Origin of the sequence: Streptomyces sp. NPDC048514, assembly GCF_043199955.1 — a bacterium.
Lineage (GTDB): Bacteria > Actinomycetota > Actinomycetes > Streptomycetales > Streptomycetaceae > Streptomyces.
The window spans coordinates 347386-373484 of record NZ_JBICWT010000007.1 but is presented as its reverse complement, the minus strand read 5'-3'; the positions used below and the strand labels follow the sequence as shown (position 1 = coordinate 373484).

Sequence of the window (26099 nt, the reverse complement as noted above, 5' to 3'; positions counted from 1 at the left end):
CCCGGTCATCTGGGGGGCAGGGGCCGCCGGCCACCTCGGGGGCGGGACCCGGGCCACCTCGGGGGCAAGGCCCCAGGTCATCGCGGGGGCAAGGGGCCCGGGTCATCTGGGGGGCAGGGGCCGCCGGCCACCTCGGGGGCGGGACCCGGGCCACCTGGGGGGCAGCGGCTGTACGACGCCACCGGCCTGGTCTTCGCCTACGGCGAGCACGTCATCGACGCAGTGGCGGCGGGCGCGCAGGACGCGGAGCTGCTCGGCGTCCGCCGCACGAGTCCGCTGCTGCGGGTGCGCCGGGTGACGACCACGCGCGAGGGCCGGCCGGTGGAGTGGTCGGACGACCGGTACCGCTCGGACGCGGTGAGCTTCAGCGTGTACAACTCGATCGGCAACAACGCGCTGGCGCGAAGACGGCGGAATAGGACGGGGGCGCCGTCGCCGGGTGCGGGCAGTCCGTGGCCGGCCGCGCGCTTCCCCCGCGCCCCTTTCGGGGCGCTCGGCCGCAGCGCCCCGAAAGGGGCGCGGGGAACTGCGCGAGAACCCGCGACGGACCCGCACCCGGCGACGGCGAAAGGCGCCCCGAGCCGTCGGCCGCCTTACCCCGGCGCCCCGGAGGAGAAGCGCCGGAGCAACGGCGACAGCACCAGCACGGACTTGGTGCGCTCCACGAACGGCTCACCGGCGATCCGCTCCAGCACCCGCTCGAAGTGGCGCATGTCGGAGGCGAAGACCTGGGCGATGGCGTCCGCGTCGCCGGTGACGGTCGACGCGGCCACGACCTCCTGATAGCGCTCCAGACCCCGCTGGATGGTCTCCGGCGACGTGTTGCGCCGGCAGTGGATCTCGATGAACCCCTCGGTCTCCCAGCCGAGCGCCGCCGGGTCCACCCGGACGGTGAAGCCGGTGATGGCTCCGGTGGCCCGCAGCCGGTCCACGCGCCGCTTCACCGCGGGTGCGGACAGGCCGACCATCTGCCCGATGTCCGCGTAGGAGCGGCGGGCGTCCTCGGCGAGGGCGTGCACGATGCGTTCGTCGAGATCGTTCAGCACAGGGGGTCGTTCACTTCTTCGGTCCGGTCACTTCTCTTCCGTCACCGCGGGACCCTGGTCGGTCGCGAGACGGGAACGGCGATAGCCGTACACGAAGTAGAACACGAGCCCGACGGCCATCCAGACACCGAACACGGTCCAGGTCACGGCGGACAGGCTGGCCATCATCCACGCGCAGCAGACGAAGCCCAGCGCGGGCAGGACCCAGTACAGCGGGACACGGAAGGTGCGCTTCATCTCCGGGCGGGTCCGGCGCAGTACCACCACGGCCACGTTGACCAGAGCGAAGGCGAACAGCGTGCCGATGCTGGTGGCGTCGGCCAGCTGGCCCAGCGGGATCGCGGCGGCGAGGACACCGCAGAACAGGGACACGATGACCGTGTTGGCACGCGGCGCGCCGCTCTTCGCGTGGACCTTGGCGAAGACCTTGGGCACCAGTCCGTCGCGGGACATCGCGAAGAGGATGCGGGTCTGGCCGTAGAGCACGGTCAGCACGACGCTGGCGATGGCGACGACGGCGCAGAAGGCCAGCAGGGTGCCCCAGAAGCTCTGCCCGGTGACGTCCGTCATGATCTGGGCGAGGGCGGCCTCGGAGTCCTCGAACGTCCGCCACGGCCTGGCACCGACCGCCACGGCGGCCACCAGCACGTACAGGGCAGTCACGATGACCAGGGACAGCATGATGGCGCGCGGCAGGTCGCGCTGGGCGTTCGTCGCCTCCTCGCCGGCGGTCGAGGCGGCGTCGAACCCGATGTAGGAGAAGAACAGCGTGGCGGCGGCGGCGCTGACGCCGTCCATGCCGAGCGGCATGAAGTGCGCGTAGTTGCCGGACTTGAAGCCCATGAAGCCGATCGCGCAGAACAGCACCAGCGCGGCGATCTTCACACACACCATGACGGTGTTGGCCCGCGCGGACTCCCTGGCGCCGCCGAGCAGGAACACCATGGCGAGGAGCACCACGACCAGGGCCGGCAGGTTGAACACGCCGCCGTCGACGCCGGGCGGGTTGGCCAGGGCGTTCGGCAGGGTCACGCCGATGGTGCCGTCGAGCAGCTCGTTCAGGTACTCGCCCCAGCCGACGGCCACGGCGGCGACCGAGACGCCGTACTCCAGCAGCAGGCACCAGCCGCAGACCCAGGCGATCAGCTCACCCATCGTTGCGTACGCGTACGAGTACGAGGAGCCGGAGACCGGGATGGTGCCGGCCAGCTCGGCGTAGGAAAGGGCCGAGAACAGCGCGGTGAGTCCGGCGATCACGAAGGAGACGGTGACGGCCGGGCCCGCCTTGGGCACGGCCTCGCCGAGGACCACGAAGATGCCGGTGCCGAGGGTGGCGCCGATGCTGATCATGGTCAGCTGCCACAGCCCGAGGGAGCGCCGCAGCTGCCCTCCCTCGCCCTGACCCACCTCCGAGACCAGGCGGTCCACCGGCTTGCGGCGCATGAGGCGCGCGGCGACGCCCGGGGACGCGGGGGCGGTCGTTGTGGGGTTGGGCGGGGGTGCGCCTTGATCGAGCACGCGGTGGCTCCTTATCGCTGCCGGTCGGTACGGGCGGGGACCGGCCGCGGCCCTGCGACGGCAGGGACCACCGAGCGGGCCCCGCCACGCCACGTACAGCTGAGCACCCTACGAGGCGGGCCTTCACGGGCGTAATGCAGCAACCTTGCGCGTCTCCGCATGATCATTGCGTTCATCGGGCCGGTGTGACGGTTCGTTGCGCGCGGGGTGCCCGGCGTTGCACGGCACGCCGGCCGCGGACGCCCGAAGACGCCGTCGGCCCCCGATCCTCCCGGGCGCGGGGTGGACGGGGGCCGGCGAACTGGAGACCGGGGGTCAGCTCCAGCTGGCGTGCAGCGGCTTGCCCTCGGCGTAGCCGGCCGCGCTCTGGATGCCGACGATGGACTTCTCGGCGAACTCCTCCAGGGAGCCGGCACCGGCGTAGGTGCAGGAGGAGCGGACGCCCGCGATGATCGAGTCGATCAGGTCCTCGACGCCCGGGCGGGCCGGGTCGAGGAACATGCGCGAGGTGGAGATGCCCTCCTCGAAGAGCGCCTTGCGGGCGCGGTCGTACGCCGACTCGTCCGAGGTGCGGTTGGCGACGGCGCGCGCGGAGGCCATGCCGAACGACTCCTTGTACTCCCGGCCGCCCGCGTCCTGCTGGAGGTCGCCCGGGGACTCGTAGGTGCCCGCGAACCAGGAGCCGACCATCACGTTGGCCGCGCCGGCCGCGAGCGCCATGGCCACGTCGCGCGGGTGCCGGACGCCGCCGTCGGCCCACACGTGCTTGCCGTACTTCTTCGCCTCGGCGGCGCACTCCAGGACGGCGGAGAACTGCGGTCGGCCCACGCCGGTCATCATGCGGGTGGTGCACATGGCGCCGGGGCCCACACCGACCTTGATGACGTCCGCACCCGCGTCGATCAGGTCCTTGACGCCCTCGGCGGAGACGATGTTGCCCGCGACGATCGGCACCTGCGGGTCGAGGGCGCGCACCACCTTGATGGCGCTGATCATCGACTCCTGGTGGCCGTGCGCGGTGTCGATGACGAGCGTGTCCACGCCCGCGTCGAGCAGCTGCTTGGCCTTGCCGGCGACGTCGCCGTTGATGCCGACGGCCGCGGCGATGCGCAGCCTGCCCTGCGCGTCGACGGCCGGGGTGTACAGCGTGGCGCGCAGGGCGCCCTTGCGGGTGAGGATGCCGGCGAGCTTGCCTTCGGCGTCCACGGCCGGGGCGTAGCGGCGGTTGGCCGCGTCCAGGCGGTTGAAGGCCTCGCGCGGGTCGATGCCCGCGTCGAGGAGCAGCAGGTCCTTGGACATGACCACTTCGAGCTGGGTGAAGCGGTCGACGCCGGTCAGGTCCGCGTCGGTGACGACGCCGACGGGCCGCAGGTCCTCGTCCACGACCACACCGGCGTTGTGCGCCCGCTTGGGCAGCAGCGCCAGGGCGTCGGCCACGGTCTGGTGCGGGGCCAGCACGATCGGGGTGTCCAGCACCAGGTGGCGGCTCTTCACCCAGGAGATGACGTCGGTGACGACATCGATCGGGATGTCCTGCGGGATGACCACGAGGCCGCCGCGGCGGGCCACCGTCTCGGCCATGCGGCGGCCGGCGATGGCGGTCATGTTGGCGACGACGAGCGGGATGGTGGTACCCGTGCCGTCCGGCGAGCTGAGGTCCACGCCCTGACGCGAGCCCACCGCGGAGCGGCTCGGCACCATGAACACGTCGTCGTACGTCAGGTCGTACGCGGGCTGGATGTCATTGAGGAAACGCACGTGCTGCACATCCCGGTCGATCAGAGGTGGCCCCCGGACAGGTGTGCCAGGGGGAAAGAGCACGTACCTCATTCTCCCATGTCGTGACCGGTGAACCGCCCCGACGGAACGTCCAGGGTCCGCCCGGATCACCTAGGAGGAACCTCCAAGGGCCAGGACGACGGCCAGGGCGGCGGTACGGTCCACGGCCTCGCCGAACACGTCCTGCGCCGTCCGCCACTCCCCCGGGTGCGCCTCGGCGTACGGCCGCCAGCCGCGCACGACGATCAGCAGCCCCTGTTCGACGGCTCCCTCGGGCCAGACGGTGTGGTCGGAGAGGGAATCGGCCAGCGCGTCCCAGTTGCGGCCGAACCAGTCGGGCAGTGCCAGGGCCCGCGCGACGCGGTCCATCAGGCCGGCCTTGTCCCCGACGCCGTCCAGGTCCAGCGCGACCGTGAACCGGCCCGCCAGGTCTTCGCTCATCTCAGCACCGCCCGGAACGACTCGTAGTGATCATCGGTGTAGTAGATCTCCCCGCCCCGTCCGGTGACGATGCGCCGGGCCCCGCGGTCGGGCGAGCCGGGCGTCGGCACGGTGTACTCGCGGTAGTAGCCGCGCTGGTGCCGGGGCAGGCGTCCCTCGACGTTCCCGAAGACGACGCCGTCCCTGGCGTAGGGGTAGGGGCCGCCCTTGTCGATGAGGGCGAGCGTGCCGCGGGCCTCGGCGGGGAGCCGGGACTCCTCGACGGTGTCCGTGCCCCGCGCCCACGCCGGGGTGGACACCCCCGGGGCGGTGGCGGTGCCCGCCGGGTGGGACGAGCATCCGGCGAGCAGGGCGACGAGGCAGAGCAGCACTCCCGCGAGCACTCGGGGAGCGGCACGGGGGACGAACCGCGGCAGCATGCGGACGATGCTGCCACGGCCGTCCCGTCACGACGAGGCCGCGACCCGCCGGACGGATCCCGAGGCGCCGGCCGGACCGCCGCACGCACCCGTGGCCCGGCGTCCCGTGGCCCGGCGTCCCGTGGCCCGGCGTCCCGTGGCCGGCGTCGGACGCCGTCCGGGACCGCCGGCGAGCCGTCAGACGCCGTCCGGGTCCGCGCGGCTGAGCGCGGGCTTGGGCGTCGGTCCCGCCGTCATCAGGAAGTCCGCGGCGGACGTGTCGGTCACCAGGCTGGTGACCAGCCCCGAGCGCAGCACCGCGTCGATGGCGGGCGCCTTGCGCTGTCCGCCGGCGATCGCCACGACCTCCGGGATACGGCGCAGCTGGTCGGTCTTCACCGTGATGCACCGCTCCCCCAGGTCGCGCCCGATCCGCCGCCCCTCGGCGTCGAAGAGGTGCGCGGACATCTCGGCGGCGACACCGAGCGAGGCGTAGTGCGCGCGCTCCTCGTCGCTGAGCATGTCGTGCACGGTGGAGATGCCCGGCTCCCAGGAGCCGATGGAGACGCAGGCGACCGTGACCTTGTCGAAGTACTCGAAGGCCCGGGCGATCCCGGTCTGGTTGCGCAGCGCCGCCGCGGTGGCCGCGTCCGGCAGCAGCATCGGCGCGTAGATGGGGTGGGCGTCGCCGCCCGACACCTGGGCGGCACGGCGCACCGCCTCCACGGAACCGCGCTCGGCCGTACCGGCGTCGTACACGCCGGTCAGCTGCACCACCGTGCACGGCGGCAGCCGGTCGAGCGCCGCCGCCATGTGGATGGTGGACCGGCCCCAGGCCAGCCCGAGCACGTCCCCCTCGTTGACGAGTTCGCCGAGCAGGTCGGCGGCGACCTCGCCGAGGTTCTCCGGGTCGGGGGTCTCCTCCGCCTCGGCCGGGGACTCGACCACGACGGCGTGCCTCAGGCCGTAGCGGGCGCGGAGCGCGTCGGAGCGCTCGGCGTCCAGCTCGGCCGGCACACGGATCTCGATGCGTACGAGGTCCCGTTCGAGAGCCGTCTCCAGGACCCGGGCCACCTTGAAGCGGCTGACGCCGAACTCCTCGGCGATCTGGATCTTGGACTTGCCCTCGAGGTAGAAGCGGCGGGCCATGGCCGCCGCCTGCACCAGCTCAGCGGGTCCCATCCGCATGGCTGACCGGCCCGCCGACATACCCGACACGGCGATCTCCTCACTGCTGTTCACACTCTGGATTCGCCGTTCATCCTTGCAGATCCGGCGCAACTGACTTGCCCTGATGGGCGCCGTTCACTTAAGCGTTCATTTACCTGTGGCTCAGTGGTCGCATGCCCAGGACGCTGCGGCCGTGGCCGCCTCCGCCTGGCCGCGCAGGGCCCGCACCGCCTCGGAAGGGTCCTGCGCCCCGTACACCGCCGAGCCGGCGACGAACACGTCCGCTCCCGCTTCCGCGCACCGCTCGATCGTCGAGGCCGAGACACCGCCGTCGACCTGGAGCCAGAGCTGGAGGCCGTGCTTCCTGACCAGCTCCCGGGTGCGGCGGATCTTCGGCAGCATGATGTCGAGGAAGGCCTGGCCGCCGAAGCCCGGCTCGACCGTCATGATCAGCAACATGTCGAGCTCCGGCAGCAGGTCCTCGTACGGCTCGATCGGCGTCGCCGGCTTGAGCGCCATCGAGGCGCGGGCGCCCTTGGCGCGGATCTCCCGGGCGAGCCGCACGGGGGCGGCGGCGGCCTCCACGTGGAAGGTGACGGACGAGGCGCCCGCCTCGACGTACCGGGGAGCCCAGCGGTCGGGGTCCTCGATCATCAGGTGGCAGTCCAGCGGAGTGTCCGTCGCGCGGGCCAGGGACTCCACGACCGGTACGCCGAGCGTGAGGTTCGGTACGAAGTGGTTGTCCATGACGTCGACATGGAGCCAGTCGGCGCCCTGGACCGCCTTGGCCTCCTCCGCGAGGCGCGCGAAGTCGGCGGACAGGATGCTGGGGTTGATCTGCACGGCCATGACCCAAGACTGCCATGTCCGGGGCACTGATGTTCGCGCCCGTCCACAGGCGAGAGCGTTCATCCTACTTGTACGACCGGAAGATGGTGCCTGTGGACAACCATGGGCGTACCCGGCCCGGCGTCCGCGCCGCCCGGCGACCGGGCCGTGGAGGTCAGCCCGTGCGGCGGACGAGCGCGAGGTACATCGCGTCGGTGCCGTGCAGATGCGGCCACAGCTGCACGTCCGGACCCTCTCCCAGCTCGGTGAGGCCGGGCAGCAGCGGGCGGGCGTCGATCAGCTCGGTGTCCGGGTACTGCTTGAGCACGTCGGCGACGACCGCCCGGGTCTCGGCGAGGTGCGGCGAGCAGGTGGCATAGCCGACGACCCCGCCGACCCGCACGGAGTCGAGCGCGGTGCGCAGCAGGGAACGCTGGAGCGGCGCGAAGTCCTCCAGGTCCTCGGGGCGCCGCCGCCAGCGGGCCTCGGGACGCCGGCGCAGCGCGCCGAGCCCCGTGCACGGCACGTCCATGAGCACGCGGTCGAACGTGCCCGGCCGCCACGGCGGCCGGGTCCCGTCGGCGGCGATGACCTGGTACGGCCCCGGATTCCCGGCCAGTGCCCTGGCCACCAGGCCGGCCCGGTGCGGCTGCTTCTCCGAGGCCAGCAGCGCGGCCCCGCGCTCGGCGGCGAGGGCGGCCAGCAGTGCGGCCTTGCCACCCGGTCCGGCACAGCCGTCCAGCCACTTCTCGTCGGCCCCTTCGACAGGGGCGTTCGCGAGTGCGAGGGCCACCAGCTGGCTGCCCTCGTCCTGCACTCCGGCGCGCCCCTCGCGCACCGCCTCGACCGCGCCCGGCTCCCCGCCCTCGGCGAGCCGCACCGCGTACGGCGACCACCGCCCCGGCACGGCGGACTCCTCGCGCAGCAGTTCCTCGGCGGTGGACCGGCCCGGACGCGCGACGAGCGTCACCTCGGGCCGCTCGTTGTCGGCCGCCAGCAGGTCCTCGATACCGGCGCGCCCGCCGCCGAGGGAGTCCCAGAGGGCGGAGACGACCCAGCGGGGGTGCGAGTGCACGACGGCGAGGTGTTCCTCGGGATCGTCCTCGTAGGGCGGTGCCACCTTCGCGATCCAGCCCTGCAGGTCGTCCGACGCGACCTTGCGCAGCACGGCGTTGACGAACTTGGCCCGTCCGTCCCCGAGCACCACCCGCGCCAGCTCGACGGAGGCCGAGACGGCCGCGTGCGTCGGGATCCGGGTCCCCAGCAGCTGGTGCACGCCGAGGCTGAGCACATCGAGCACCGGCGGATCGACCTCGCGCAGCGGCCGGTCGACGCAGGCGGCGACGACGGCGTCGTACGTGCCCTGCCGGCGCAGTGTGCCGTACACCAGCTCGGTGGCGAGAGCGGCGTCCCGGGCGTCGAAGTCCGCCTTCTCCCGCGCCTTCTTGAGCAGGGGCGGCAGCACGAGGTTGGCGTACGCGTCCCGCTCGTCGACCGCGCGCAGCGCCTCGAAGGCCAGGATGCGGACGGGGTCCTTCTGGGGACGGCGGTAGGGCTTGGCGGGCCTGCGCGGCCGCCCGGACTGCTCGCTCACGAAAAAGGTGCTCCGGATGTGAAGGTGGGGTGCGGCCTCCAGCCTACGTCGGCGCGCGCCCGCCCCCGCGGTCCGGGGCTCAGGCCCCGAGCGTCTCGCCCTCCGCGATCCGGACGCCGCGCGCCCAGTCGGCCGCGCGCATCGGCTTCTTGCCCTGGGCCTGCACCCAGAGCAGTTCGACGGCGTACGAGCCGGTGCCCACGTGCACGCTGTTCTTGCCCACCGCGAGCTGTCCCGGGGCGAGATCGGTCCGCTCGGGCACCGGCGTCACCTGGACCAGCTTGAGCCGCTCCCCGCGGAACACGGTCCAGGCGCCCGGTGCCGGGGTGCAGCCGCGCACGACCCGGTCCACGCGCAGCGCGGGCGCGGACCAGTGCACCTGGGCGTCCTCGACGGTGATCTTCGGCGCCGTCGTGATGCCCTCCGCCGGCTGCGGCACCGCCCTGAGGGTCCCGTCCTCTATGCCGTCCATGGTGGCGGCGAGCAGCCCGGCACCGGCGAAGGCGAGCCGGGTGAGCAGGTCGCCGCTGGTGTCGGTGGGCCGTACCTCCTCGGTCACGGTCCCGTAGACGGGCCCGGAGTCCAGGCCCTCCTCGATGAGGAAGGTGGAGGCACCGGTGATCTCGTCGCCCGCCATGACGGCGTGCTGCACCGGCGCCGCGCCGCGCCAGGCGGGCAGCAGCGAGAAGTGCAGGTTGACCCAGCCGTGGGCGGGGATGTCCAGAGCCACCCTGGGCAGCAGGGCACCGTAGGCGACGACGGGACAGCAGTCGGGCGCGATCTCCGCGAGCCGTTCCAGGAAGCCGGGATCCCGCGGCCGGGCCGGCTTGAGCACCTCGATGCCGGCCTCCTCGGCCCGCTCGGCCACGGGCGACGCGACCAGCCTGCGCCCGCGTCCGGCCGGCGCGTCCGGTCGCGTGACGACGGCGGCCACCTCGTGCCGCCCGGAGGCGATCAGGGCGTCCAGGGCGGGAACGGCGACCTCGGGGGTGCCGGCGAAGACAAGCTTCATGGGCGGGATCGGGCCTCTCGGGCGGGGGTCGGACGGGCAGCGCACCAGTCTATGACCAAGGGCCGTCTGACGAGCGGCCGGACGAGCTGGAGCGGCGGAGCGACGCGGAACCCCCACCGCGGACGGCGCGCGTCCGGGCGGACCGGCGTACGCATATGCCTGTACGCCCCCACCCCGTGACCAGCGGAGCGCAGACGCGTTGGTCAAGGAAGAGTTGACCACATCGGGCCGCCTTCGCGGCCCAATTCCTTTCAACGCCGGTTCGAGAGGCTTGTTCATGGCCGACCACGCAACCCACGACGCCCAGGCCCGGGCCAGCCTGCACTTGCTGGTGCGGGACATCGAACGAGTCCGCCGGCAGGTGGACGCACTGCGCACGCTCACCGCCCAGTTGGGCAACGTGTACCGACCGCGCCGCTCCGGCCCGTCCACGGGCTTCGTCGTCTACGGACGTGCCCCCGCCCCGACGGTGCGCCTCGCCCAGGAACTGCGGGACAGTGTCGAAACGCTGGTCACGGCCGCCGTGGACTTCGACCGTTCGCTGGGCTTCTCGTGGGACGCGGTGGGTTCGGCGCTCGGCGTCACCAAGCAGGCGGTCCACCGCCGTTACGGTGCCCGCCGCGCCGCGGCCCCGGCGGCCACCGAGCCGGAGCTGGCCACCGACCCGTCCGGCGGCCGCTCGATCAACGTGAACACCGGCCTGCCCACGATGCCGACGGTCCCCGCCGCCCGCTCCATGCCCACCCAGCCGACCGCGGGCAGCCCGGCCCTGCGCGAAGACACCCGGCCGACGGCGTTCCCGGGCCCGCGCAACGGGTGACGCCCCCCGTCCTGCCCTTCCGGAGGCCCCCTGTCGTCCTCTGGGAGGGCAGCCCCCGGACCGGAACCGGCCCCGGCACCGGCCCCGCGGCACCACTTGCACCACTTGCACCAGAGCCCACCGCCCCCAGGACCAACTGCGCCAGGGGCCGCCGTTCGCAGGACCACCTGCACCAGAGCCCGCCGTCCCCGCAGCTCCCACTGCCTTGAACCCCGCCGTCCCCCTCCGCCGGCATACCGCGCGCCGTCATACCGCGCGCTTCGCACCTCACCGCCCCCGGAGCCCTCGCCCCTCGCGGCAGGCCTGTCAGCCGCCCTCCTGGCCGCCCCGTCGGCGCGGCCAGACCGCGAGCAGGTCGCCGGCCGGCTCCGCCGCCGGCAGGACGGTGTCAGCCGATGTCCGGCGGATCGATCCGGACCCGCACCGGCTCCTCGCTCCCCCGGGCCATGCGAGCGGCCTGGGCGGCCTTGAGGGCGGCTGCCAGCGCGGCGCCGCTGCCCGGCCGTACGCGCACGAGCGCCCGCTCCCAGTCCTCGCCCGGCGGAGGCGCGCCGGGCCTGCGTGGCCGGCCGGGCGGCGTGGGCGGCACCGGGACGGGCCCGAGCACCTCCGCGTCCGGCGGCAGTTCGACCGCCGCCAGGAACCCGGTCACGGCCGCGGTCGTCCCGGTCACCGCCGCCATCCGCGACACCGGCGGGAACCCCAGCTCGGCCCGCTCCGCCAGCTCCCGCACCGCGTGCCCCACGGGGTCCCACCGCACGAGCGCCTGCACGGGCCGCAGGGTCGGCTCGGCCACCACGACCACCGTCCCGCCCTCTCCCTGCGGCCGGACCAGCGCCCCCGCCTCGATCCACCGGCGCAGCGCGTCCTCGCCGGCCCGCAGATCAGGCCGTACGAGCATGGCCCAGCCGTCCAGCAGCAGAGCCGCCGCGTAGCCGCCCTCGGCCACCGGTTCGGCCCCCGGGGTACTCACGACCAGCGCGGGCGTCCCCGGCACGGTGTCCAGCACGTGCTCTCGCCCCGAGGTGCGCACCGGTACGGCGGGAAACGCCCGCCCCAGCTCCTCGGCGGTCCGCCGCGCACCCACCACCTGGGCGCGGAGCCGGAAGCCGCCGCACTCGGGACAGTGCCAGGCCTCCTCCGCTCGCCCGCACCACCCGCAGCGCAGAACACCCCCGTCCTGCCCTTCGAGCGGCCCGGAACAGTGCCGGCACCGCGCGGGCGCCCGGCACCGGTCGCAGGCCATACGGGGTGCGTAGCCCCGCCGGGGCACCTGCACCAGCACCGGGCCGTGCCGCAGCCCCTCACGGGCCACCTGCCAGGCGAGCGAGGGCAGGCGCGCGGCGCGGGCGGCCTCGTCGCGTGCGAGGTCGCCGTCCCCGACGGTCCGCACCAGCGGCGCGGCCCGCCGTACCTGCTCCCGCCCGGCGACCAGCGGCCGGGCCCAGCCGCTCTCGACGAGCTGGGCGGCCTCCACGGTGCAGCCGAACCCGCCGAGCAGGAAGGCGCACTTGTCCAGCGCGGCGCGCAGCAGCAGTACGTCCCGCGCGTGCGGCTGCGGCGCGTGCTGCTCGCTGTGGCTGTCGTCGCCGTCGTCCCAGATGGCGACCAGCCCCAGGTCCCGCACGGGAGCGAACATGGCCGCGCGCGTGCCCACGACGGCCCGCACGGCTCCGCGCCGCACCGCGAGCCACTGCCCGTACCGCTTCTCGGGCCCGGCGTCGGCGGTGAGGAGCGCGTGCCGGCCGGGGCCGAGCAGTGCGGTGAGCGCGGCGTCGACCCGTGCGGCGGCCCGCCCGTCGGGTACGACGACGAGGGCGCCGCGTCCCGAGGCCAGGGCGGCGGCGACGGCGCGGGCCAGTTCCTCGCTCCACAGCGGGCCGGGCAGCGCGTTCCACACGGCTCTGGGCGCTCCTCCGGAGGCCAGCGCGTCGAGGAACGCGCCCCCGTGCTCGTACCGCGTCCAGGACCCCGGGTCCGGGGCCGGCGGGGGTGGCAGCGGCGCGGGGGACGACCGCTGCTCGGCACGCGCGTTGCGCGGCGGCACGGCCAGCTGGAGGACGTCGGCGAGGCTTCCCGCGTAGCGGTCGGCGACGGCCCGGGCGAGGCCGAGCAGCTCCTCGCTCAGCACCGGCTCGGGCGAGACGACCTGAGCCAGTGCGGCCAGCGGCCCGGAGTAGTCGGAATCGGCCCGGCGCTCGACGAGGAAGCCGTCGATGAGCCCGCCGCCCTCCCGGCGCCCCTCGCGCACGCGGCCCCGCCCCGCGCCGAACCGCACCCGCACCCGCACCCCGGGCTGCGCCTGCGCGTCCAGCTCCTCGGGCACCGCGTAGTCGAAGTACCGGTCGAGGTGCAGCACACCCTTGTCGACCAGCACCCGCGCGACGGGCAGCTCCTCCGCGAGCGCGGCTCCCCGCCAGGTCCGCGGCTTGGCGCGCGGCGCCTTCGCCTGACGCACGCTCTCCCGGATGAGCGCGAGCTGCTCCGGCGGCGCGCCGTCGGCCCCGCCGTCCCCCGCTCCGTTCTCGCTGCTCACGCTTGCATTCTTACCAAACGGCACCGACATCGGCGCCCGTCGGCCGAGGCACCGGGCCCCCGACGTGCGCCGGGACCGCCGCACAGGTCCGGGGCCATACCGATCCACGACCGGCATGGCCCCGGACCGGCCTGGATCCCGAACGTCATGATCCCGAACGTCAGGCACCCCGACCGGCATGGCTTCGGACCGGCGGACGCGCCGAGGCCCGGCCCCTCGAAAGGGACCGGGCCTCGGCGGCAGGAGCTGTGGGTCGGCTGCGGGTCCTACTGGCCCACGGCCGCGCGCAGGGCGTCCACCCGGTCGGTGCGCTCCCAGGTGAAGTCGGGCAGCTCACGGCCGAAGTGGCCGTAGGCGGCGGTCTGGGAGTAGATCGGGCGCAGCAGGTCGAGGTCGCGGATGATCGCGGCCGGACGCAGGTCGAAGACCTCGTCGATCGCCTTCTCGATCTTCTCGACGTCGATCTTTGCGGTGCCGAAGGTCTCCACGAAGAGGCCGACGGGCTCGGCCTTGCCGATGGCGTAGGCGACCTGGACCTCGCAGCGGGAGGCCAGGCCCGCCGCCACGACGTTCTTGGCGACCCAGCGCATGGCGTAGGCGGCGGAGCGGTCCACCTTGGACGGGTCCTTGCCGGAGAAGGCGCCGCCGCCGTGCCGGGCCATGCCGCCGTAGGTGTCGATGATGATCTTGCGGCCGGTCAGGCCGGCGTCACCCATCGGACCGCCGATCTCGAAGCGGCCGGTCGGGTTGACCAGCAGGCGGTAGCCCTCGGTGTCGAGCTTGATGCCCTCGTCCAGGAGCGCCTTCAGCTCCGGCTCCACGACGAACTCGCGGATGTCGGGGGCCAGCAGCGACTCGAGGTCGATGTCGGAGGCGTGCTGGGAGGAGACGACCACCGTGTCGAGGCGGACGGCCTTGTCGCCGTCGTACTCGATGGTGACCTGCGTCTTGCCGTCCGGGCGCAGGTAGGGGATGGTGCCGTTCTTGCGGACCTCGGACAGTCGCTTGGACAGGCGGTGCGCCAGGAAGATCGGCAGCGGCATGAGGGTCGGCGTCTCGTCGGACGCGTAGCCGAACATCAGGCCCTGGTCGCCGGCGCCCTGCTTGTCCAGTTCGTCGTCGTCGCCCTCGACGCGGTTCTCGTAGGCGGTGTCCACGCCCTGCGCGATGTCGGGCGACTGGGCACCGATGGACACCGACACGCCGCAGGAGGCGCCGTCGAAGCCCTTCTTGGAGGAGTCGTAGCCGATCTCGAGGACCTTGCTGCGGACGAGGGTCGCGATGTCCGCGTACGCCTTCGTCGTCACCTCGCCGGCCACGTGCACCAGGCCGGTGGTGATCAGCGTCTCGACGGCGACCCGGGAGGTCGGGTCCTCGCGCAGAAGCGCGTCGAGAATGGTGTCGCTGATCTGGTCAGCGATCTTGTCGGGGTGACCCTCGGTCACGGACTCCGAGGTGAACAGGCGACGGGACACAACGCTCCCTGTGGTTGCAGCGGCTGCTGGCTGATCATTTGCGGTCGACGCGAGGGCTGCGCCCGCCGTCGACCGTGAACAGTTTATCGGTCGCACTCCGCCGATGAGCCACCGTCTCGCCTCTCGGGAGCGCTGTGACCTGCGGCACGGGCATTCTGCACAATGGCGAGCGGCCTTGGCCAGAGCCGCCACGCGCCATTGTCCGGCGCAAAAGTGATGTCGTACGGCCGAAACAAAAGGGCCCGGTCGGCCGAACCGGGCCCCTCACGGATGGCGGAGCGGGTCAGCCCATCCGGGCGGCCACGAGGTCCCAGACGGTGTCCGCGAGGGCCTCCTTGGGTCCGTGCGGCACCGGCGTGTCGCTCCCGTCGGCGCCCAGCACGACCGCCTCGTTCTCCTCGGAGCCGAACGTCTTGCGCTCCCCCACCTCGTTGACGACGAGCAGGTCACAGCCCTTGCGGGCGAGTTTGGCGCGGCCGTTGGCGAGGACGTCGTCGGTCTCGGCGGCGAAACCGACGATCACCTGTCCGGGGTGGGCACGGCCGGCGGAGATCTCCGCGAGGATGTCCGGATTGCGCACCAGGACGATCGGCTCGGGGTCCTGACCGTCCTTCTTCTTGATCTTCCCGGTGGCGTAGGCCGCGGGGCGGAAGTCGGCGACGGCGGCGGCCATGACCACCGCGTCGGCGTCCGCCGCCGCCTTCAGGACGGCCTCGCGCAGCTGGCCGGCCGTGCCCACGCGGACGACGTCGACGCCCGCCGGATCGGGCAGGCCGGCGTTGGCCGCGACCAATGTCACACGGGCGCCGCGCGCGGCGGCGGTGCGGGCGAGGGCGTAGCCCTGCTTGCCGGAGGAACGGTTGCCGAGGAAGCGGACCGGGTCGAGGGGCTCACGCGTGCCGCCGGCCGAGACGACGACATGACGTCCTCGCAGGTCGGGCTCCGCGACGCCGCGGGCCAGCACCCGGCGGCAGACCTCGAAGATCTCCCCCGGGTCGGGCAGCCGGCCCTTGCCGGTGTCGACGCCCGTGAGGCGGCCGACGGCGGGCTCGACGACCACGGCGCCGCGGCGGCGCAGCGTGGCCACGTTCTCCTGGGTGGCGGGGTGCTCCCACATCTCGGTGTGCATGGCGGGCGCGAAGACGACCGGGCAGCGGGCGGTGAGGAGCGTGTTGGTCAGCAGGTCGTCGGCGATGCCGTGGGCGGCCTTGGCGAGCATGTCGGCCGTGGCCGGGGCCACGACGACCAGGTCGGCGTGCTGGCCGATGCGGACGTGCGGCACCTCGTGGACGTCGTCCCAGACCTCGGTGGAGACGGCGTTGCCGGACAGGGCGGACCAGGTGGCGGCCCCGACGAAGTGCAGCGCGGAGGCGGTGGGCACCACGCGCACGTCGTGTCCCGACTCGGTGAACCTTCTCAGCAGCTCACAGGCCTTGTACGCGGCGATGCCGCCGCTGACGCCCAGAACGACCCTCGGCTTGTCCGCCATCTCCGCCATCTCTCCCCGGCTCGGCAACGAGGCAACGTACGAGCCACCGTGTGCGGCGCCGTACGAGACCATCACACACCACAGGCCCGGCAGCATGACTGCCGGGCCTGTGGATGAAGCAACTGCGATCTGAAAGTACTACTGCGCCGGGCCCTCGATGGCCTCGGAGGTCAGCAGACCGGCGTTGATCTCGCGCAGGGCGATCGAGAGCGGCTTCTCGTGGACGTGGGTGTCGACGAGCGGACCGACGTACTCGAGGAGGCCCTCGCCGAGCTGCGAGTAGTACGCGTTGATCTGGCGGGCCCGCTTGGCCGCGTAGATCACGAGGCTGTACTTCGAGTCGGTTGCCTCGAGCAGCTCGTCGATCGGCGGGTTGATGATGCCCTCGGGCGCGGTGATGGAAGAGGACACGCTCTACCTTCCGATGGATGGAAAAGAATCAGTCACACAACGTTCATCAAGGCTAGCAGCTCACGGGCCACGTCCTCGACGGAGGTGTTGACCAGGGTCTGGTCGAACTCGGGCTCGGCCGCAAGCTCCGTCCTGGCGGCCTCCAGGCGGCGCTCGATGACCTCGGGCGGCTCGGTGCCCCGCCCGGTGAGCCTGCGCACCAGCTCCTCCCAGGAGGGCGGAGCCAGGAAGACCAGCTGGGCGTCGGACATCGACTCGCGGACCTGCCGTGCGCCCTGGAGGTCGATCTCCAGCAGGACGGGCTCGCCGTTCTCCAGCCGCTCCAGCACGGCCGCGCGGGGCGTGCCGTAGCGGTTGCCGGCGAACTCGGCCCACTCCAGCAGCTCGCCGTTGGCGATCAGCTTGTCCATCTCGTCGTCGGTGACGAAGAAGTAGTGGACTCCGTGCTGCTCACCGGGGCGTGGCTTGCGGGTCGTCGCCGACACCGAGAGCCAGACCTCGGCGTGTTCCTTGCGCATATGGGCGACGACCGTGCTCTTGCCGACCCCCGAGGGGCCGGAGAGCACGGTCAGCCGCGGACGTGCGTCCGGGGGCTCGGGGGTCGTCCCCCGGAGTGTTACTGCCATGTGGCGATTATTCCAGCAATCCCGGAGTGCCCGGGACTCCCGGTCCGGCCGAAGCCGGAGTCAGGAGCCGGTGCTGCCGAACTCACGCTCCAGGGACGCGATCTGGTTCGAACCGAGCCCGCGCACACGGCGGCTCTCGGAGATGCCCAGACGCTCCATGATCTGCTTGGCGCGGACCTTGCCCACGCCGGGCAGCGACTCGAGCAGCGCGGAGACCTTCATCTTGCCGATGACGTCGTTCTCCTGGCCCTGCTTGATGACCTCGTGCAGGGAGGCGCCGGAGTGCTTGAGTCGATTCTTGACCTCGGCCCGCTCCCGGCGAGCCGCGGCGGCCTTTTCGAGCGCGGCTGCGCGCTGTTCAGGGGTAAGGGGCGGAAGAGCCACGCCTACGTCACCTCGGATGTCGAACTGTCGGATACGGACCGGTGAGGAACCTAGTCGCCCCACACCTGGGGAGCTACGAGCAACACGCTTCGCCCGTTCACTCTGCTCGGAGACTAGCGGGCAAGTCCGCCGGAGTCAGCGAGAACAGCGGAAAAGTCCTGGTCAGCCTCCGTCAGGTCGGACATTTCAGACATAATGCCCCCGATTTGAGCATGTATTCACGCTCAAGTCGTCCCGGCGCCGCCCGGCCGGGCACTTCTCGGACGGCTCAGGCGGCGCCGACGGCGGTGCGGATCTCCTCCGCGAAGCGCGCGGTGACCGTCCGCAGCGCCCCGACGTCGGGACCGTGACGCAGAACACCCCGGCTGACGTTCGGCACGACGTTGCGCACCGCCGATCCGAAGACCCGGGGAAGGTCCGCCGCCGTCGCGCCCTGCGCGCCGACGCCGGGCGCGAGGAGCGGGCCGTTGATGTCGAGGCCGTACGACGACAGGTCGCCCACCGTCGCGCCGACGACCGCCCCGAAGGAGCCCAGCGGCTCCTCTCCCGCGTTCTCGGCCGCCAGGTGGGCCAGCATGGTCGCGCCCACGCCACGGCCGTCCGCGCGGACCGCGTGCTGGACCTCGGGGCCCTCCGGGTTCGAGGTCAGGGCCAGCACGAACAGACCGGCGCCGCTCTCCCGGGCCAGCGCCACGGCCGGGCTGAGCGAGCCGTAGCCGAGGTAGGGCGAGACGGTGAGGGCGTCGGAGAACAGCGGGGCGTCCTTGTGCAGGTAGGCCTCGGCGTACCCGGCCATGGTCGAGCCGATGTCGCCGCGCTTGGCGTCCATCACGACCAGCGTGCCGGCCGCGCGTGCCTCACGGACCGTGCTCTCCAGGACGGCGATGCCGCGCGAGCCGAACCGCTCGAAGAAGGCGATCTGCGGCTTCATGACCGCGACCCGGTCGGCCACCGCCTCGACGACCGTGCGGCTGAACCGCTCGAGGCCGGCGACGTCGTCGTTCAGTCCCCACTCGGCGAGCAGGGAGGCGTGCGGGTCGATGCCCACGCACAGCGGGCCGCGCTCGTCCATGGCCCGGCGCAGCCGGGCGCCGAAGGGCTCCAGAACAGTCATGCGGGCTTCCTCACGTCGGCGCCGACCGCGTCGGCGAGCGTGGCGTAGGGGCTGGTGCGCAGACGCGCGGCGAGGCCCTTGTGGATCGCACGGGACCAGAAGGGTCCCTGGTAGACGAACGCGCTGTAGCCCTGGACCAGCGTGGCACCGGCCAGGATGCGCTGCCAGGCGTCCTCGGCGGTCTCGACGCCGCCGACGCCCACGAGGGTGATCCGGTCGCCCACGCGCGCGTACAGGCGCCGGAGGACCTCCAGGGACCGTTCCTTGAGGGGCGCGCCGGACAGGCCGCCGGTCTCCTGCACGAGCGCGGGGCCGGACCGCAGCCCGAGGTCCTCGCGCGCGATGGTGGTGTTGGTGGCGATGATGCCGTCCAGGCCCAGCTCCACGGCGAGATCGGCGACGGCGTCCACGTCCTCGTCGGCGAGATCGGGGGCGATCTTCACCAGCAGCGGGACGCGCCGGTGCGCGACCGTGCGGTCGGCGGCCTCGCGCACGGCGCTCAGCAGCGGGCGGAGCGCCTCGGTGGCCTGCAGGTTGCGCAGGCCGGGCGTGTTCGGCGAGGAGACGTTCACGACCAGGTAGTCGGCGTAGGGGGCGAGCCGCCCGGCCGACTTCACGTAGTCGCCGACGGCCTCCGCCTCGGGGACGACCTTGGTCTTGCCGATGTTGACCCCGACGACGGTCCGGAAGACCGGCTCCCGGGTGGCGAGACGCGCCGCCACCGCCAGCGAGCCGTCGTTGTTGAATCCCATGCGGTTGATCAGCGCCCGGTCGGCGACGAGCCGGAAGAGCCGTTTCCCGGGGTTGCCGGGCTGCGGCTCGCCCGTCACCGTGCCGATCTCGACGTGGTCGAAGCCCAGCATCGACATCCCGTCGATGGCGACGGCGTTCTTGTCGAAGCCGGCGGCGAGCCCGAAGGGGCCGTGCATGCGCAGCCCGAAGGCCTCGGTGCGCAGCTCCTTGTAGCGGGGCGCGAGCACGGCCGCGAGGAACGTGCGCAGTACGGGGACGCGCACGGCGAGCCGGATCCAGCGGAAGGCGAGGTGGTGGGCCTTCTCCGGGTCCATGCGGGAGAAGACGAGGCGGAAGAAGTTCTGGTACATGGTGTCCTCGTGAAGAGGGGGACACCGTTTCCGGTGTCCCCCTCTCCGGCTGCTAGTCGCGGGCCGCGGTCAGGTGCTGCGCGTGTTCCTGGAGCGAGCGGACGCCCACGTCACCGTGGTTGAGGGCGTCGATGCCCTGGACGGCCGCGGCGAGCGCCTGGACGGTCGTCAGGCAGGGCACGGACCGGGCCACGGCGGCCGTACGGATGTCGTAGCCGTCGAGGCGGCCACCGGTGCCGTACGGGGTGTTGACGATGAGGTCGACCTCGCCGTCGTGGATGAGCTGGACGATGGTCTTCTCGCCGTTGGGGCCGGTGCCCTCGGACTGCTTGCGCACGACCGTGGCGTTGATGCCGTTGCGCTTGAGGACCTCGGCGGTGCCGGAGGTGGCGAGCAGCTCGAAGCCGTGGGCGACCAGCTCGCGCGCCGGGAAGATCATCGAGCGCTTGTCCCGGTTGGCCACCGAGATGAACGCGCGGCCCTTGGTGGGCAGCGGGCCGTAGGCACCCGCCTGGGACTTCGCGTACGCCGTGCCGAAGACGGAGTCGATGCCCATGACCTCGCCGGTGGAGCGCATCTCCGGGCCGAGCACGGTGTCGACGCCGCGGCCCTGGATGTCGCGGAACCGCGACCAGGGCATGACGGCCTCCTTGACGGAGATCGGCGCGTCCAGCGGCAGCTCACCGCCGTCGCCGTTCTTCGGCAGCAGCCCCTCCGCCCGCAGCTCGGTGACGGTCGCGCCCAGCGAGATGCGGGCGGCGGCCTTCGCGAGCGGTACCGCGGTGGCCTTGGAGGTGAAGGGCACCGTGCGGGAGGCGCGCGGGTTGGCCTCCAGGACGTAGAGGATGTCGCCAGCCATGGCGAACTGGATGTTGATCAGGCCGCGCACGCCGACGCCCTTGGCGATGGCCTCGGTGGAGGCGCGCAGCCGCTTGATGTCGAAGCCGCCGAGGGTGATCGGGGGCAGGGCGCACGCCGAGTCGCCGGAGTGGATGCCGGCCTCCTCGATGTGCTCCATGACGCCGCCCAGGTACAGCTCCTCGCCGTCGTAGAGCGCGTCCACGTCGATCTCGATGGCGTCGTCCAGGAAGCGGTCGACGAGGACCGGCCGGGAGGGGCTGATCTCGGTGGACTCGGCGATGTAGGCGGCGAGGCGGGTCTCGTCGTAGACGATCTCCATGCCGCGCCCGCCGAGCACGTACGACGGGCGCACGAGGACCGGGTAGCCGATCTCGTCGGCGATGGCCTTGGCCTCGCCGAAGGTGGTGGCCGTGCCGTGCTTGGGGGCCGGCAGGCCCGCCTCGGCGAGGACCCGGCCGAAGGCACCGCGGTCCTCGGCGGCGTGGATCGCCTCCGGGGAGGTGCCGACGACCGGCACGCCGTTGTCCTTCAGGGCCTGCGCCAGGCCGAGCGGGGTCTGGCCGCCCAGCTGGACGATCACACCGGCGATCGGGCCGGCGAGGGACTCCGCGTGGACGATCTCCAGCACGTCTTCCAGCGTCAGCGGCTCGAAGTACAGGCGGTCGGAGGTGTCGTAGTCCGTGGAGACGGTCTCCGGGTTGCAGTTGACCATCACGGTCTCGTACCCGGCGTCGGACAGCGCGAAGGAGGCGTGGACGCAGGAGTAGTCGAACTCGATGCCCTGGCCGATGCGGTTCGGGCCGGAGCCCAGGATGATCACTGCGGGCTTCTCGCGGGAGGCGACCTCGTTCTCCTCGTCGTAGGAGGAGTAGAAGTACGGCGTCTTCGCGGCGAACTCGGCGGCGCAGGTGTCGACCGTCTTGTAGACCGGCCGGATGCCGAGGGCGTGCCGGACCTCGCGGACGACGTCCTCGCGCAGACCGCGGATCTCGCCGATCTGCTGGTCGGAGAAGCCGTGCCGCTTGGCCTCGGCGAGCAGGCCGGCGGTCAGCTCGGGCGCCTCGGCCAGCTCGTCCGCGATCTCCTTGATCAGGAAGAGCTGGTCCACGAACCACGGGTCGATCTTCGTGTACTCGAAGACCTCCTCGGGGGTGGCGCCCGCGCGGATGGCCTGCATGACCGTGTTGATCCGGCCGTCGGTGGGCCGTACGGCCTCGCGCAGCAGCGCGTCCTTGTCGCCGCCGGTCTCGCCGACGAAGGTGAACTGGCTGCCCTTCTTCTCCAGCGAGCGCAGCGCCTTCTGGAAGGCCTCGGTGAAGTTCCGGCCGATGGCCATGGCCTCGCCGACCGACTTCATGGTGGTGGTCAGCGTGGAATCGGCCTGCGGGAACTTCTCGAATGCGAAGCGCGGGGCCTTGACGACCACGTAGTCGAGCGTGGGCTCGAAGGAGGCCGGGGTCTCCTGCGTGATGTCGTTCGGGATCTCGTCCAGGGTGTAGCCGACAGCCAGCTTGGCGGCGATCTTCGCGATCGGGAATCCGGTCGCCTTGGAGGCGAGCGCCGAGGACCGCGACACGCGCGGGTTCATCTCGATGACGATCACCCGCCCGTCCTCGGGGTTCACCGCGAACTGGATGTTGCAGCCGCCGGTGTCGACGCCGACCTCGCGGATCACGGCGATGCCGACGTCGCGCAGGATCTGGTACTCGCGGTCGGTCAGCGTCATCGCGGGCGCGACGGTGATCGAGTCACCGGTGTGCACGCCCATCGGGTCGAAGTTCTCGATGGAGCAGACGACCACGACGTTGTCGTGCTTGTCGCGCATCAGCTCCAGCTCGTACTCCTTCCAGCCGAGAATGGACTCCTCCAGGAGCACCTCGGTGGTCGGCGAGAGGGTGAGGCCCTGGCCGGCGATGCGGCGCAGCTCCTCCTCGTCGTGGGCGAAGCCGGAGCCGGCGCCGCCCATGGTGAAGGACGGGCGGACGACGACCGGGTAGCCGCCGAGGGTCTCGACGCCCTGGAGGACGTCGTCCATGGAGTGGCAGATGACCGAGCGGGCGGACTCGCCGTGCCCGATCTTCGCGCGGACGGCCTCCACGACGCCCTTGAACAGGTCGCGGTCCTCGCCCTTGTGGATCGCCTCGGGCTTGGCGCCGATCAGCTCGACGCCGTACTTGGCCAGGACGCCGTTGTCGTGCAGCGAGATGGCGGTGTTCAGGGCCGTCTGGCCGCCCAGGGTGGGCAGCAGGGCGTCGGGGCGCTCCTTGGCGATGATCTTCTCGACGAACTCGGGGGTGATCGGCTCGACGTAGGTGGCGTCGGCGATCTCCGGGTCGGTCATGATCGTCGCCGGGTTGGAGTTGACGAGGATCACCCGGAGGCCCTCGGCCCGGAGCACACGGCACGCCTGGGTGCCGGAGTAGTCGAACTCGGCGGCCTGACCGATGACGATCGGGCCGGAGCCGATGACCAGGACGGACTGGATATCGGTGCGCTTAGGCACGCTGGCCCTCCATCAGGGAGACGAAGCGGTCGAAGAGGTAGGCGGCGTCGTGCGGGCCCGCTGCCGCTTCGGGGTGGTACTGGACGGAGAAGGCCGGCTGGTCGAGCAGCTGCAGCCCCTCCACGACGTCGTCGTTCAGGCAGACGTGGGAGACCTCGGCGCGGCCGAACTTCGTCTCGCTCACCCTGTCGAGCGGCGCGTCCACGGCGAAGCCGTGGTTGTGCGCGGTGACCTCGACCTTGCCGGTCGTACGGTCCTGGACGGGCTGGTTGATGCCCCGGTGGCCGTACTTGAGCTTGTAGGTGCCGAAGCCGAGGGCGCGGCCGAGGATCTGGTTGCCGAAGCAGATGCCGAACAGGGGCGTCCGGCGCTCCAGGACGGCCCGCATCAGCGCCACGGGGCCGTCGGCGGTCGCCGGGTCGCCGGGACCGTTGGAGAAGAACACCCCGTCCGGGCCGACGGCGTAGACCTCGTCGGCGGTGGCCGTGGCGGGCAGCACGTGCACCTCGATGCCGCGCTCGGCCATGCGGTGCGGGGTCATGCCCTTGATGCCGAGGTCGATGGCGGCGACCGTGAAGCGCTTCTCGCCGATCGCCGGGACGACGTACGCCTCCTTGGTCGCGACCTCCTCGTAGAGGCTCGCGCCCTTCATGTGCGGCTGGGCCTGCACCCGCTCCAGCAGCTCCGGCTCGGGGGCGAGGGTGTCGCCGGAGAAGATGCCGGCGCGCATCGAGCCGCGCTCGCGCAGGTGGCGGGTGAGGGCCCGGGTGTCGATGCCGGAGATGCCGACCACGTCCTGGCGCGCCAGCTCGTCGTCCAGGGAGCGCTTGGCCCGCCAGTTCGACGGCACGCGCGCGGGGTCGCGCACGACGTAGCCGGAGACCCAGATGCGGCCCGACTCGTCGTCCTCGTCGTTCCAGCCGGTGTTGCCGATCTGCGGGGCGGTGGCGACGACGATCTGGCGGTCGTACGACGGGTCGGTCAGGGTCTCCTGGTAGCCGGTCATGCCGGTGGAGAACACGGCCTCGCCGAAGGTATCCCCCACGGCCCCGTAGGCGCGGCCGCGGAAGGTGCGGCCGTCCTCCAGGACGAGTACGGCGGGAAGCGCCCTGTTCCTCTGGGAGGAGCTTCCCCTGGTGGAGGTCGTCATCGTGCGCCTTCCGTGTCGTTGATCATCTGGTTCAGGGTGTCGACCCATTCGGTGTGCTCGGCGGCGTGGTCGGAGCGGAAGCCGGAGTCGATCAGCTTGTCGCCGTGCGCCCAGGTCACCACGAGCAGCCCGCCCTCGGTGAGGACCTTGCCCGCGATGCCCTTGTCGAGCCGGGCCTCGCGCAGCGCGGCGGTGGGGATGAAGAAGTCGGTCGCTCCGGGGCGCTCGACCTCCAGGCCCTGGTCCGTCAGGGTCAGCTCGACCCGGCTGCGGGTGCCCAGACCGTGGGCCACGATCCGGTCCAGCCACTGCCCGGCGGTGGTCGAGCCGTGGTAGCGGCCGCTCATGCCCAGTTTCGCCGGGCCGGTCTCCTCCGGCGCGCCGGGCAGCGCGGGCAGGTCGCTCTGGAGCGTGCCGCGCCACTTCCAGCCCTCGCGCATCAGCCAGTAGACGAGCGCGATGAACAGGACGAGTCCGACGAGCCAGCCGATGCGGGCTCCCCAGTCGGTGACCTCGGCCGACTTCTTGGCCTCGGCCAGCAGGATTACAGGTGTCACGTGAGCTTCCCGTCGACGAGCGTGGCCTTGCCCCGCAGCCACGTGTGCGTCACACGGCCCGGCAGCGTGCGCCCCTCGTAGGGGGTGTTGCGGCTGCGCGAGGCGAAGCCCGCGGGGTCCACCTGGCCACGGTATGCCGTGTCGACGAGGGTGAGGTTGGCGGGCTCACCAGCCGAGACGGGACGGCCGTGCCCGGTGGCCTGTCCGATCTGCGCGGGTTTGAAGGACATCCGGTCGGCGACGCCGGCCCAGTCGAGCAGACCCGTCTCGACCATGGTCTCCTGGACCACCGACAGCGCGGTCTCCAGCCCGACCATGCCCATGGCGGCGGCGGCCCACTCGCAGTCCTTGTCCTCGTGCGGGTGCGGGGCGTGGTCGGTGGCGACGATGTCGATCGTGCCGTCGGCCAGGGCCTCGCGCAGGGCGTGCACGTCGCGCTCGGTGCGCAGCGGGGGGTTGACCTTGTAGACCGGGTTGTAGGTGCGCACCAGCTCGTCGGTGAGCAGGAGGTGGTGCGGCGTGACCTCGGCGGTGACCTGGATGCCGCGGGACTTGGCCCAGCGGACGATCTCGACGCTGCCCGCGGTGGACAGGTGGCAGATGTGCACCCGGGAGCCGACGTGCTCGGCGAGCAGCACGTCCCGCGCGATGATCGACTCCTCGGCGACGGCAGGCCAGCCGCCCAGGCCCAGCTGGGCGGAGACGACGCCCTCGTTCATCTGCGCGCCCTCGGTGAGCCGCGGCTCCTGGGCGTGCTGGGCGACGACGCCGCCGAAGGCCTTCACGTACTCCAGGGCACGCCGCATGATCACGGCGTCGTCCACGCACTTGCCGTCGTCGGAGAAGACGGTGACGCCGGCGGCCGACTCGTGCATGGCGCCCAGCTCGGCGAGCTTCCTGCCCTCCAGGCCGACGGTGACGGCTCCGATGGGCTGCACGTCGCAGTAGCCGTGCTCCCGGCCGAGCCGCCAGACCTGCTCGACGACGCCGGCGGTGTCGGCGACCGGGAAGGTGTTGGCCATGGCGAACACGGCGGTGAAGCCGCCGCCCGCGGCCGCCCGCGTGCCGGTGAGCACGGTCTCGGAGTCCTCGCGGCCCGGCTCGCGCAGATGGGTGTGCAGGTCGACCAGGCCCGGCAGCAGCACCTTGCCCTCGGCCTCGACCACCTCTGCGCCCTCGGCGCTCAGACCGGTGCCCACCTCGGCGACGCTCTCGCCGTCGATCAGCACGTCCTGCGGCTCGCCGCCGAGCACCTTCGCACCGCGGATCAGGATCTTGCTCATG

General features: G+C 72.4%; 22 protein-coding genes and 1 pseudogene. 2 read left to right on the top strand and 21 right to left on the bottom strand.

Translation table 11 applies throughout. From position 1 onward, the window contains the following. Nucleotides 1–150 precede the first annotated feature (150 nt). Nucleotides 151–408: pseudogene (locus ACGFT2_RS18225) on the top strand (UTRA domain-containing protein); the annotation flags it as partial. 185 nt (nt 409–593) lie between these two features. On the opposite strand, the gene ACGFT2_RS18220 reads toward ACGFT2_RS18225, so the two are convergent. The 9 genes from ACGFT2_RS18220 to fmt all read right to left on the bottom strand — a co-directional run bounded on the left by ACGFT2_RS18220 (nt 594) and on the right by fmt (nt 9786). Further along, the gene (locus ACGFT2_RS18220) at nt 594–1046 is read right to left on the bottom strand and encodes an Lrp/AsnC family transcriptional regulator (protein WP_073899367.1); all 453 of its coding nucleotides are present in this window, start codon (nt 1044–1046) and stop codon (nt 594–596) included. Nucleotides 1047–1073: 27 nt separating this feature from the next. Continuing rightward, nucleotides 1074–2564 carry an amino acid permease gene (locus ACGFT2_RS18215; protein ID WP_393279040.1) on the bottom strand — a complete coding sequence of 497 codons (1491 nt, stop codon included), beginning with the start codon at nt 2562–2564 and terminating at the stop codon, nt 1074–1076. Between the two features lie 315 nt (nt 2565–2879). After that, complete coding sequence (locus ACGFT2_RS18210) at nt 2880–4322, bottom strand: GuaB1 family IMP dehydrogenase-related protein (RefSeq protein WP_393279038.1); 1443 nt, start codon at nt 4320–4322, stop codon at nt 2880–2882. Nucleotides 4323–4454: 132 nt separating this feature from the next. Then, on the bottom strand, nt 4455–4784 hold the full coding sequence (locus ACGFT2_RS18205) for a barstar family protein (RefSeq protein ID WP_393279036.1): 330 nt from the start codon (nt 4782–4784) through the stop codon (nt 4455–4457). Further along, nucleotides 4781–5203 (bottom strand): ribonuclease domain-containing protein, encoded by a 423-nt coding sequence (locus ACGFT2_RS18200; protein ID WP_393279034.1) that lies wholly within the window; start codon nt 5201–5203, stop codon nt 4781–4783. The genes ACGFT2_RS18205 and ACGFT2_RS18200 overlap by 4 nt, the downstream gene beginning before the upstream one ends. Before the next feature lie 177 nt (nt 5204–5380). Further along, nucleotides 5381–6424, bottom strand: coding sequence for a sugar-binding transcriptional regulator (locus ACGFT2_RS18195; protein ID WP_393279032.1), 1044 nt, complete (start codon nt 6422–6424; stop codon nt 5381–5383). A 90-nt stretch (nt 6425–6514) separates the two neighbouring features. Next, nucleotides 6515–7201: a ribulose-phosphate 3-epimerase gene (gene rpe / locus ACGFT2_RS18190; RefSeq protein WP_393279030.1), complete on the bottom strand. Its 687-nt coding sequence runs from the start codon at nt 7199–7201 to the stop codon at nt 6515–6517. Between the two features lie 154 nt (nt 7202–7355). Next, entirely contained in the window at nt 7356–8774 is a 1419-nt protein-coding gene (locus tag ACGFT2_RS18185; protein WP_393279028.1) for an RsmB/NOP family class I SAM-dependent RNA methyltransferase, read from the bottom strand. A 79-nt stretch (nt 8775–8853) separates the two neighbouring features. Beyond that, nucleotides 8854–9786 (bottom strand): methionyl-tRNA formyltransferase, encoded by a 933-nt coding sequence (gene fmt / locus ACGFT2_RS18180; RefSeq protein WP_393279026.1) that lies wholly within the window; start codon nt 9784–9786, stop codon nt 8854–8856. Nucleotides 9787–10063: 277 nt separating this feature from the next. Here fmt and ACGFT2_RS18175 point away from each other — a divergent pair, with 277 nt between their 5' ends. Beyond that, nucleotides 10064–10606 carry a hypothetical protein gene (locus tag ACGFT2_RS18175; protein WP_393279024.1) on the top strand — a complete coding sequence of 181 codons (543 nt, stop codon included), beginning with the start codon at nt 10064–10066 and terminating at the stop codon, nt 10604–10606. 388 nt (nt 10607–10994) lie between these two features. Here ACGFT2_RS18175 and ACGFT2_RS18170 read toward each other — a convergent pair whose 3' ends face one another. From ACGFT2_RS18170 to ACGFT2_RS18115, 12 genes are all read right to left on the bottom strand, one after another. After that, complete coding sequence (locus ACGFT2_RS18170; RefSeq protein WP_393279022.1) at nt 10995–13142, bottom strand: primosomal protein N'; 2148 nt, start codon at nt 13140–13142, stop codon at nt 10995–10997. Nucleotides 13143–13408: 266 nt separating this feature from the next. Beyond that, complete coding sequence (gene metK / locus ACGFT2_RS18165) at nt 13409–14617, bottom strand: methionine adenosyltransferase (protein ID WP_393279020.1); 1209 nt, start codon at nt 14615–14617, stop codon at nt 13409–13411. A 283-nt stretch (nt 14618–14900) separates the two neighbouring features. Then, a complete protein-coding gene (coaBC, locus tag ACGFT2_RS18160; RefSeq protein ID WP_393279017.1) occupies nt 14901–16115 on the bottom strand; it encodes a bifunctional phosphopantothenoylcysteine decarboxylase/phosphopantothenate--cysteine ligase CoaBC in 1215 nt (404 codons plus the stop codon). A gap of 129 nt (nt 16116–16244) precedes the next feature. After that, the gene (gene rpoZ, locus ACGFT2_RS18155) at nt 16245–16517 is read right to left on the bottom strand and encodes a DNA-directed RNA polymerase subunit omega (RefSeq protein WP_005319902.1); all 273 of its coding nucleotides are present in this window, start codon (nt 16515–16517) and stop codon (nt 16245–16247) included. 32 nt (nt 16518–16549) lie between these two features. Then, the gene (gene gmk, locus ACGFT2_RS18150) at nt 16550–17143 is read right to left on the bottom strand and encodes a guanylate kinase (protein WP_393279016.1); all 594 of its coding nucleotides are present in this window, start codon (nt 17141–17143) and stop codon (nt 16550–16552) included. A gap of 60 nt (nt 17144–17203) precedes the next feature. After that, the gene (locus ACGFT2_RS18145; protein ID WP_003977346.1) at nt 17204–17527 is read right to left on the bottom strand and encodes an integration host factor; all 324 of its coding nucleotides are present in this window, start codon (nt 17525–17527) and stop codon (nt 17204–17206) included. Nucleotides 17528–17795: 268 nt separating this feature from the next. After that, nucleotides 17796–18641 (bottom strand): orotidine-5'-phosphate decarboxylase, encoded by an 846-nt coding sequence (gene pyrF / locus ACGFT2_RS18140; protein ID WP_393279014.1) that lies wholly within the window; start codon nt 18639–18641, stop codon nt 17796–17798. Continuing rightward, nucleotides 18638–19744: a quinone-dependent dihydroorotate dehydrogenase gene (locus tag ACGFT2_RS18135; protein WP_393279012.1), complete on the bottom strand. Its 1107-nt coding sequence runs from the start codon at nt 19742–19744 to the stop codon at nt 18638–18640. Before ACGFT2_RS18135 ends, pyrF begins: the two co-directional genes overlap by 4 nt. Nucleotides 19745–19796: 52 nt before the next feature. Then, entirely contained in the window at nt 19797–23108 is a 3312-nt protein-coding gene (gene carB / locus ACGFT2_RS18130; protein WP_393279010.1) for a carbamoyl-phosphate synthase large subunit, read from the bottom strand. Further along, a complete protein-coding gene (gene carA, locus ACGFT2_RS18125) occupies nt 23101–24258 on the bottom strand; it encodes a glutamine-hydrolyzing carbamoyl-phosphate synthase small subunit (protein ID WP_393279007.1) in 1158 nt (385 codons plus the stop codon). Before carA ends, carB begins: the two co-directional genes overlap by 8 nt. Continuing rightward, nucleotides 24255–24815: a hypothetical protein gene (locus ACGFT2_RS18120; protein WP_393279005.1), complete on the bottom strand. Its 561-nt coding sequence runs from the start codon at nt 24813–24815 to the stop codon at nt 24255–24257. The genes carA and ACGFT2_RS18120 overlap by 4 nt, the downstream gene beginning before the upstream one ends. Continuing rightward, on the bottom strand, nt 24812–26098 hold the full coding sequence (locus tag ACGFT2_RS18115) for a dihydroorotase (protein ID WP_393279003.1): 1287 nt from the start codon (nt 26096–26098) through the stop codon (nt 24812–24814). The genes ACGFT2_RS18120 and ACGFT2_RS18115 overlap by 4 nt, the downstream gene beginning before the upstream one ends. Nucleotide 26099 lies beyond the last annotated feature (1 nt).

Bases quoted from the DNA above. Each gene is read 5' to 3' on its own strand.
- carA (WP_393279007.1), bottom strand. From the start codon at position 24,258: ATGACGACCTCCACCAGGGGAAGCTCCTCCCAGAGGAACAGGGCGCTT.
- ACGFT2_RS18135 (WP_393279012.1), bottom strand. From the start codon at position 19,744: ATGTACCAGAACTTCTTCCGCCTCGTCTTCTCCCGCATGGACCCGGAG.
- ACGFT2_RS18200 (WP_393279034.1), bottom strand. From the start codon at position 5,203: ATGCTGCCGCGGTTCGTCCCCCGTGCCGCTCCCCGAGTGCTCGCGGGA.
- ACGFT2_RS18115 (WP_393279003.1), bottom strand. From the start codon at position 26,098: ATGAGCAAGATCCTGATCCGCGGTGCGAAGGTGCTCGGCGGCGAGCCG.
- ACGFT2_RS18175 (WP_393279024.1), top strand. From the start codon at position 10,064: ATGGCCGACCACGCAACCCACGACGCCCAGGCCCGGGCCAGCCTGCAC.
- pyrF (WP_393279014.1), bottom strand. From the start codon at position 18,641: ATGACTGTTCTGGAGCCCTTCGGCGCCCGGCTGCGCCGGGCCATGGAC.
- ACGFT2_RS18205 (WP_393279036.1), bottom strand. From the start codon at position 4,784: ATGAGCGAAGACCTGGCGGGCCGGTTCACGGTCGCGCTGGACCTGGAC.
- gmk (WP_393279016.1), bottom strand. From the start codon at position 17,143: ATGGCAGTAACACTCCGGGGGACGACCCCCGAGCCCCCGGACGCACGT.
- coaBC (WP_393279017.1), bottom strand. From the start codon at position 16,115: ATGGCGGAGATGGCGGACAAGCCGAGGGTCGTTCTGGGCGTCAGCGGC.
- fmt (WP_393279026.1), bottom strand. From the start codon at position 9,786: ATGAAGCTTGTCTTCGCCGGCACCCCCGAGGTCGCCGTTCCCGCCCTG.
- rpe (WP_393279030.1), bottom strand. From the start codon at position 7,201: ATGGCCGTGCAGATCAACCCCAGCATCCTGTCCGCCGACTTCGCGCGC.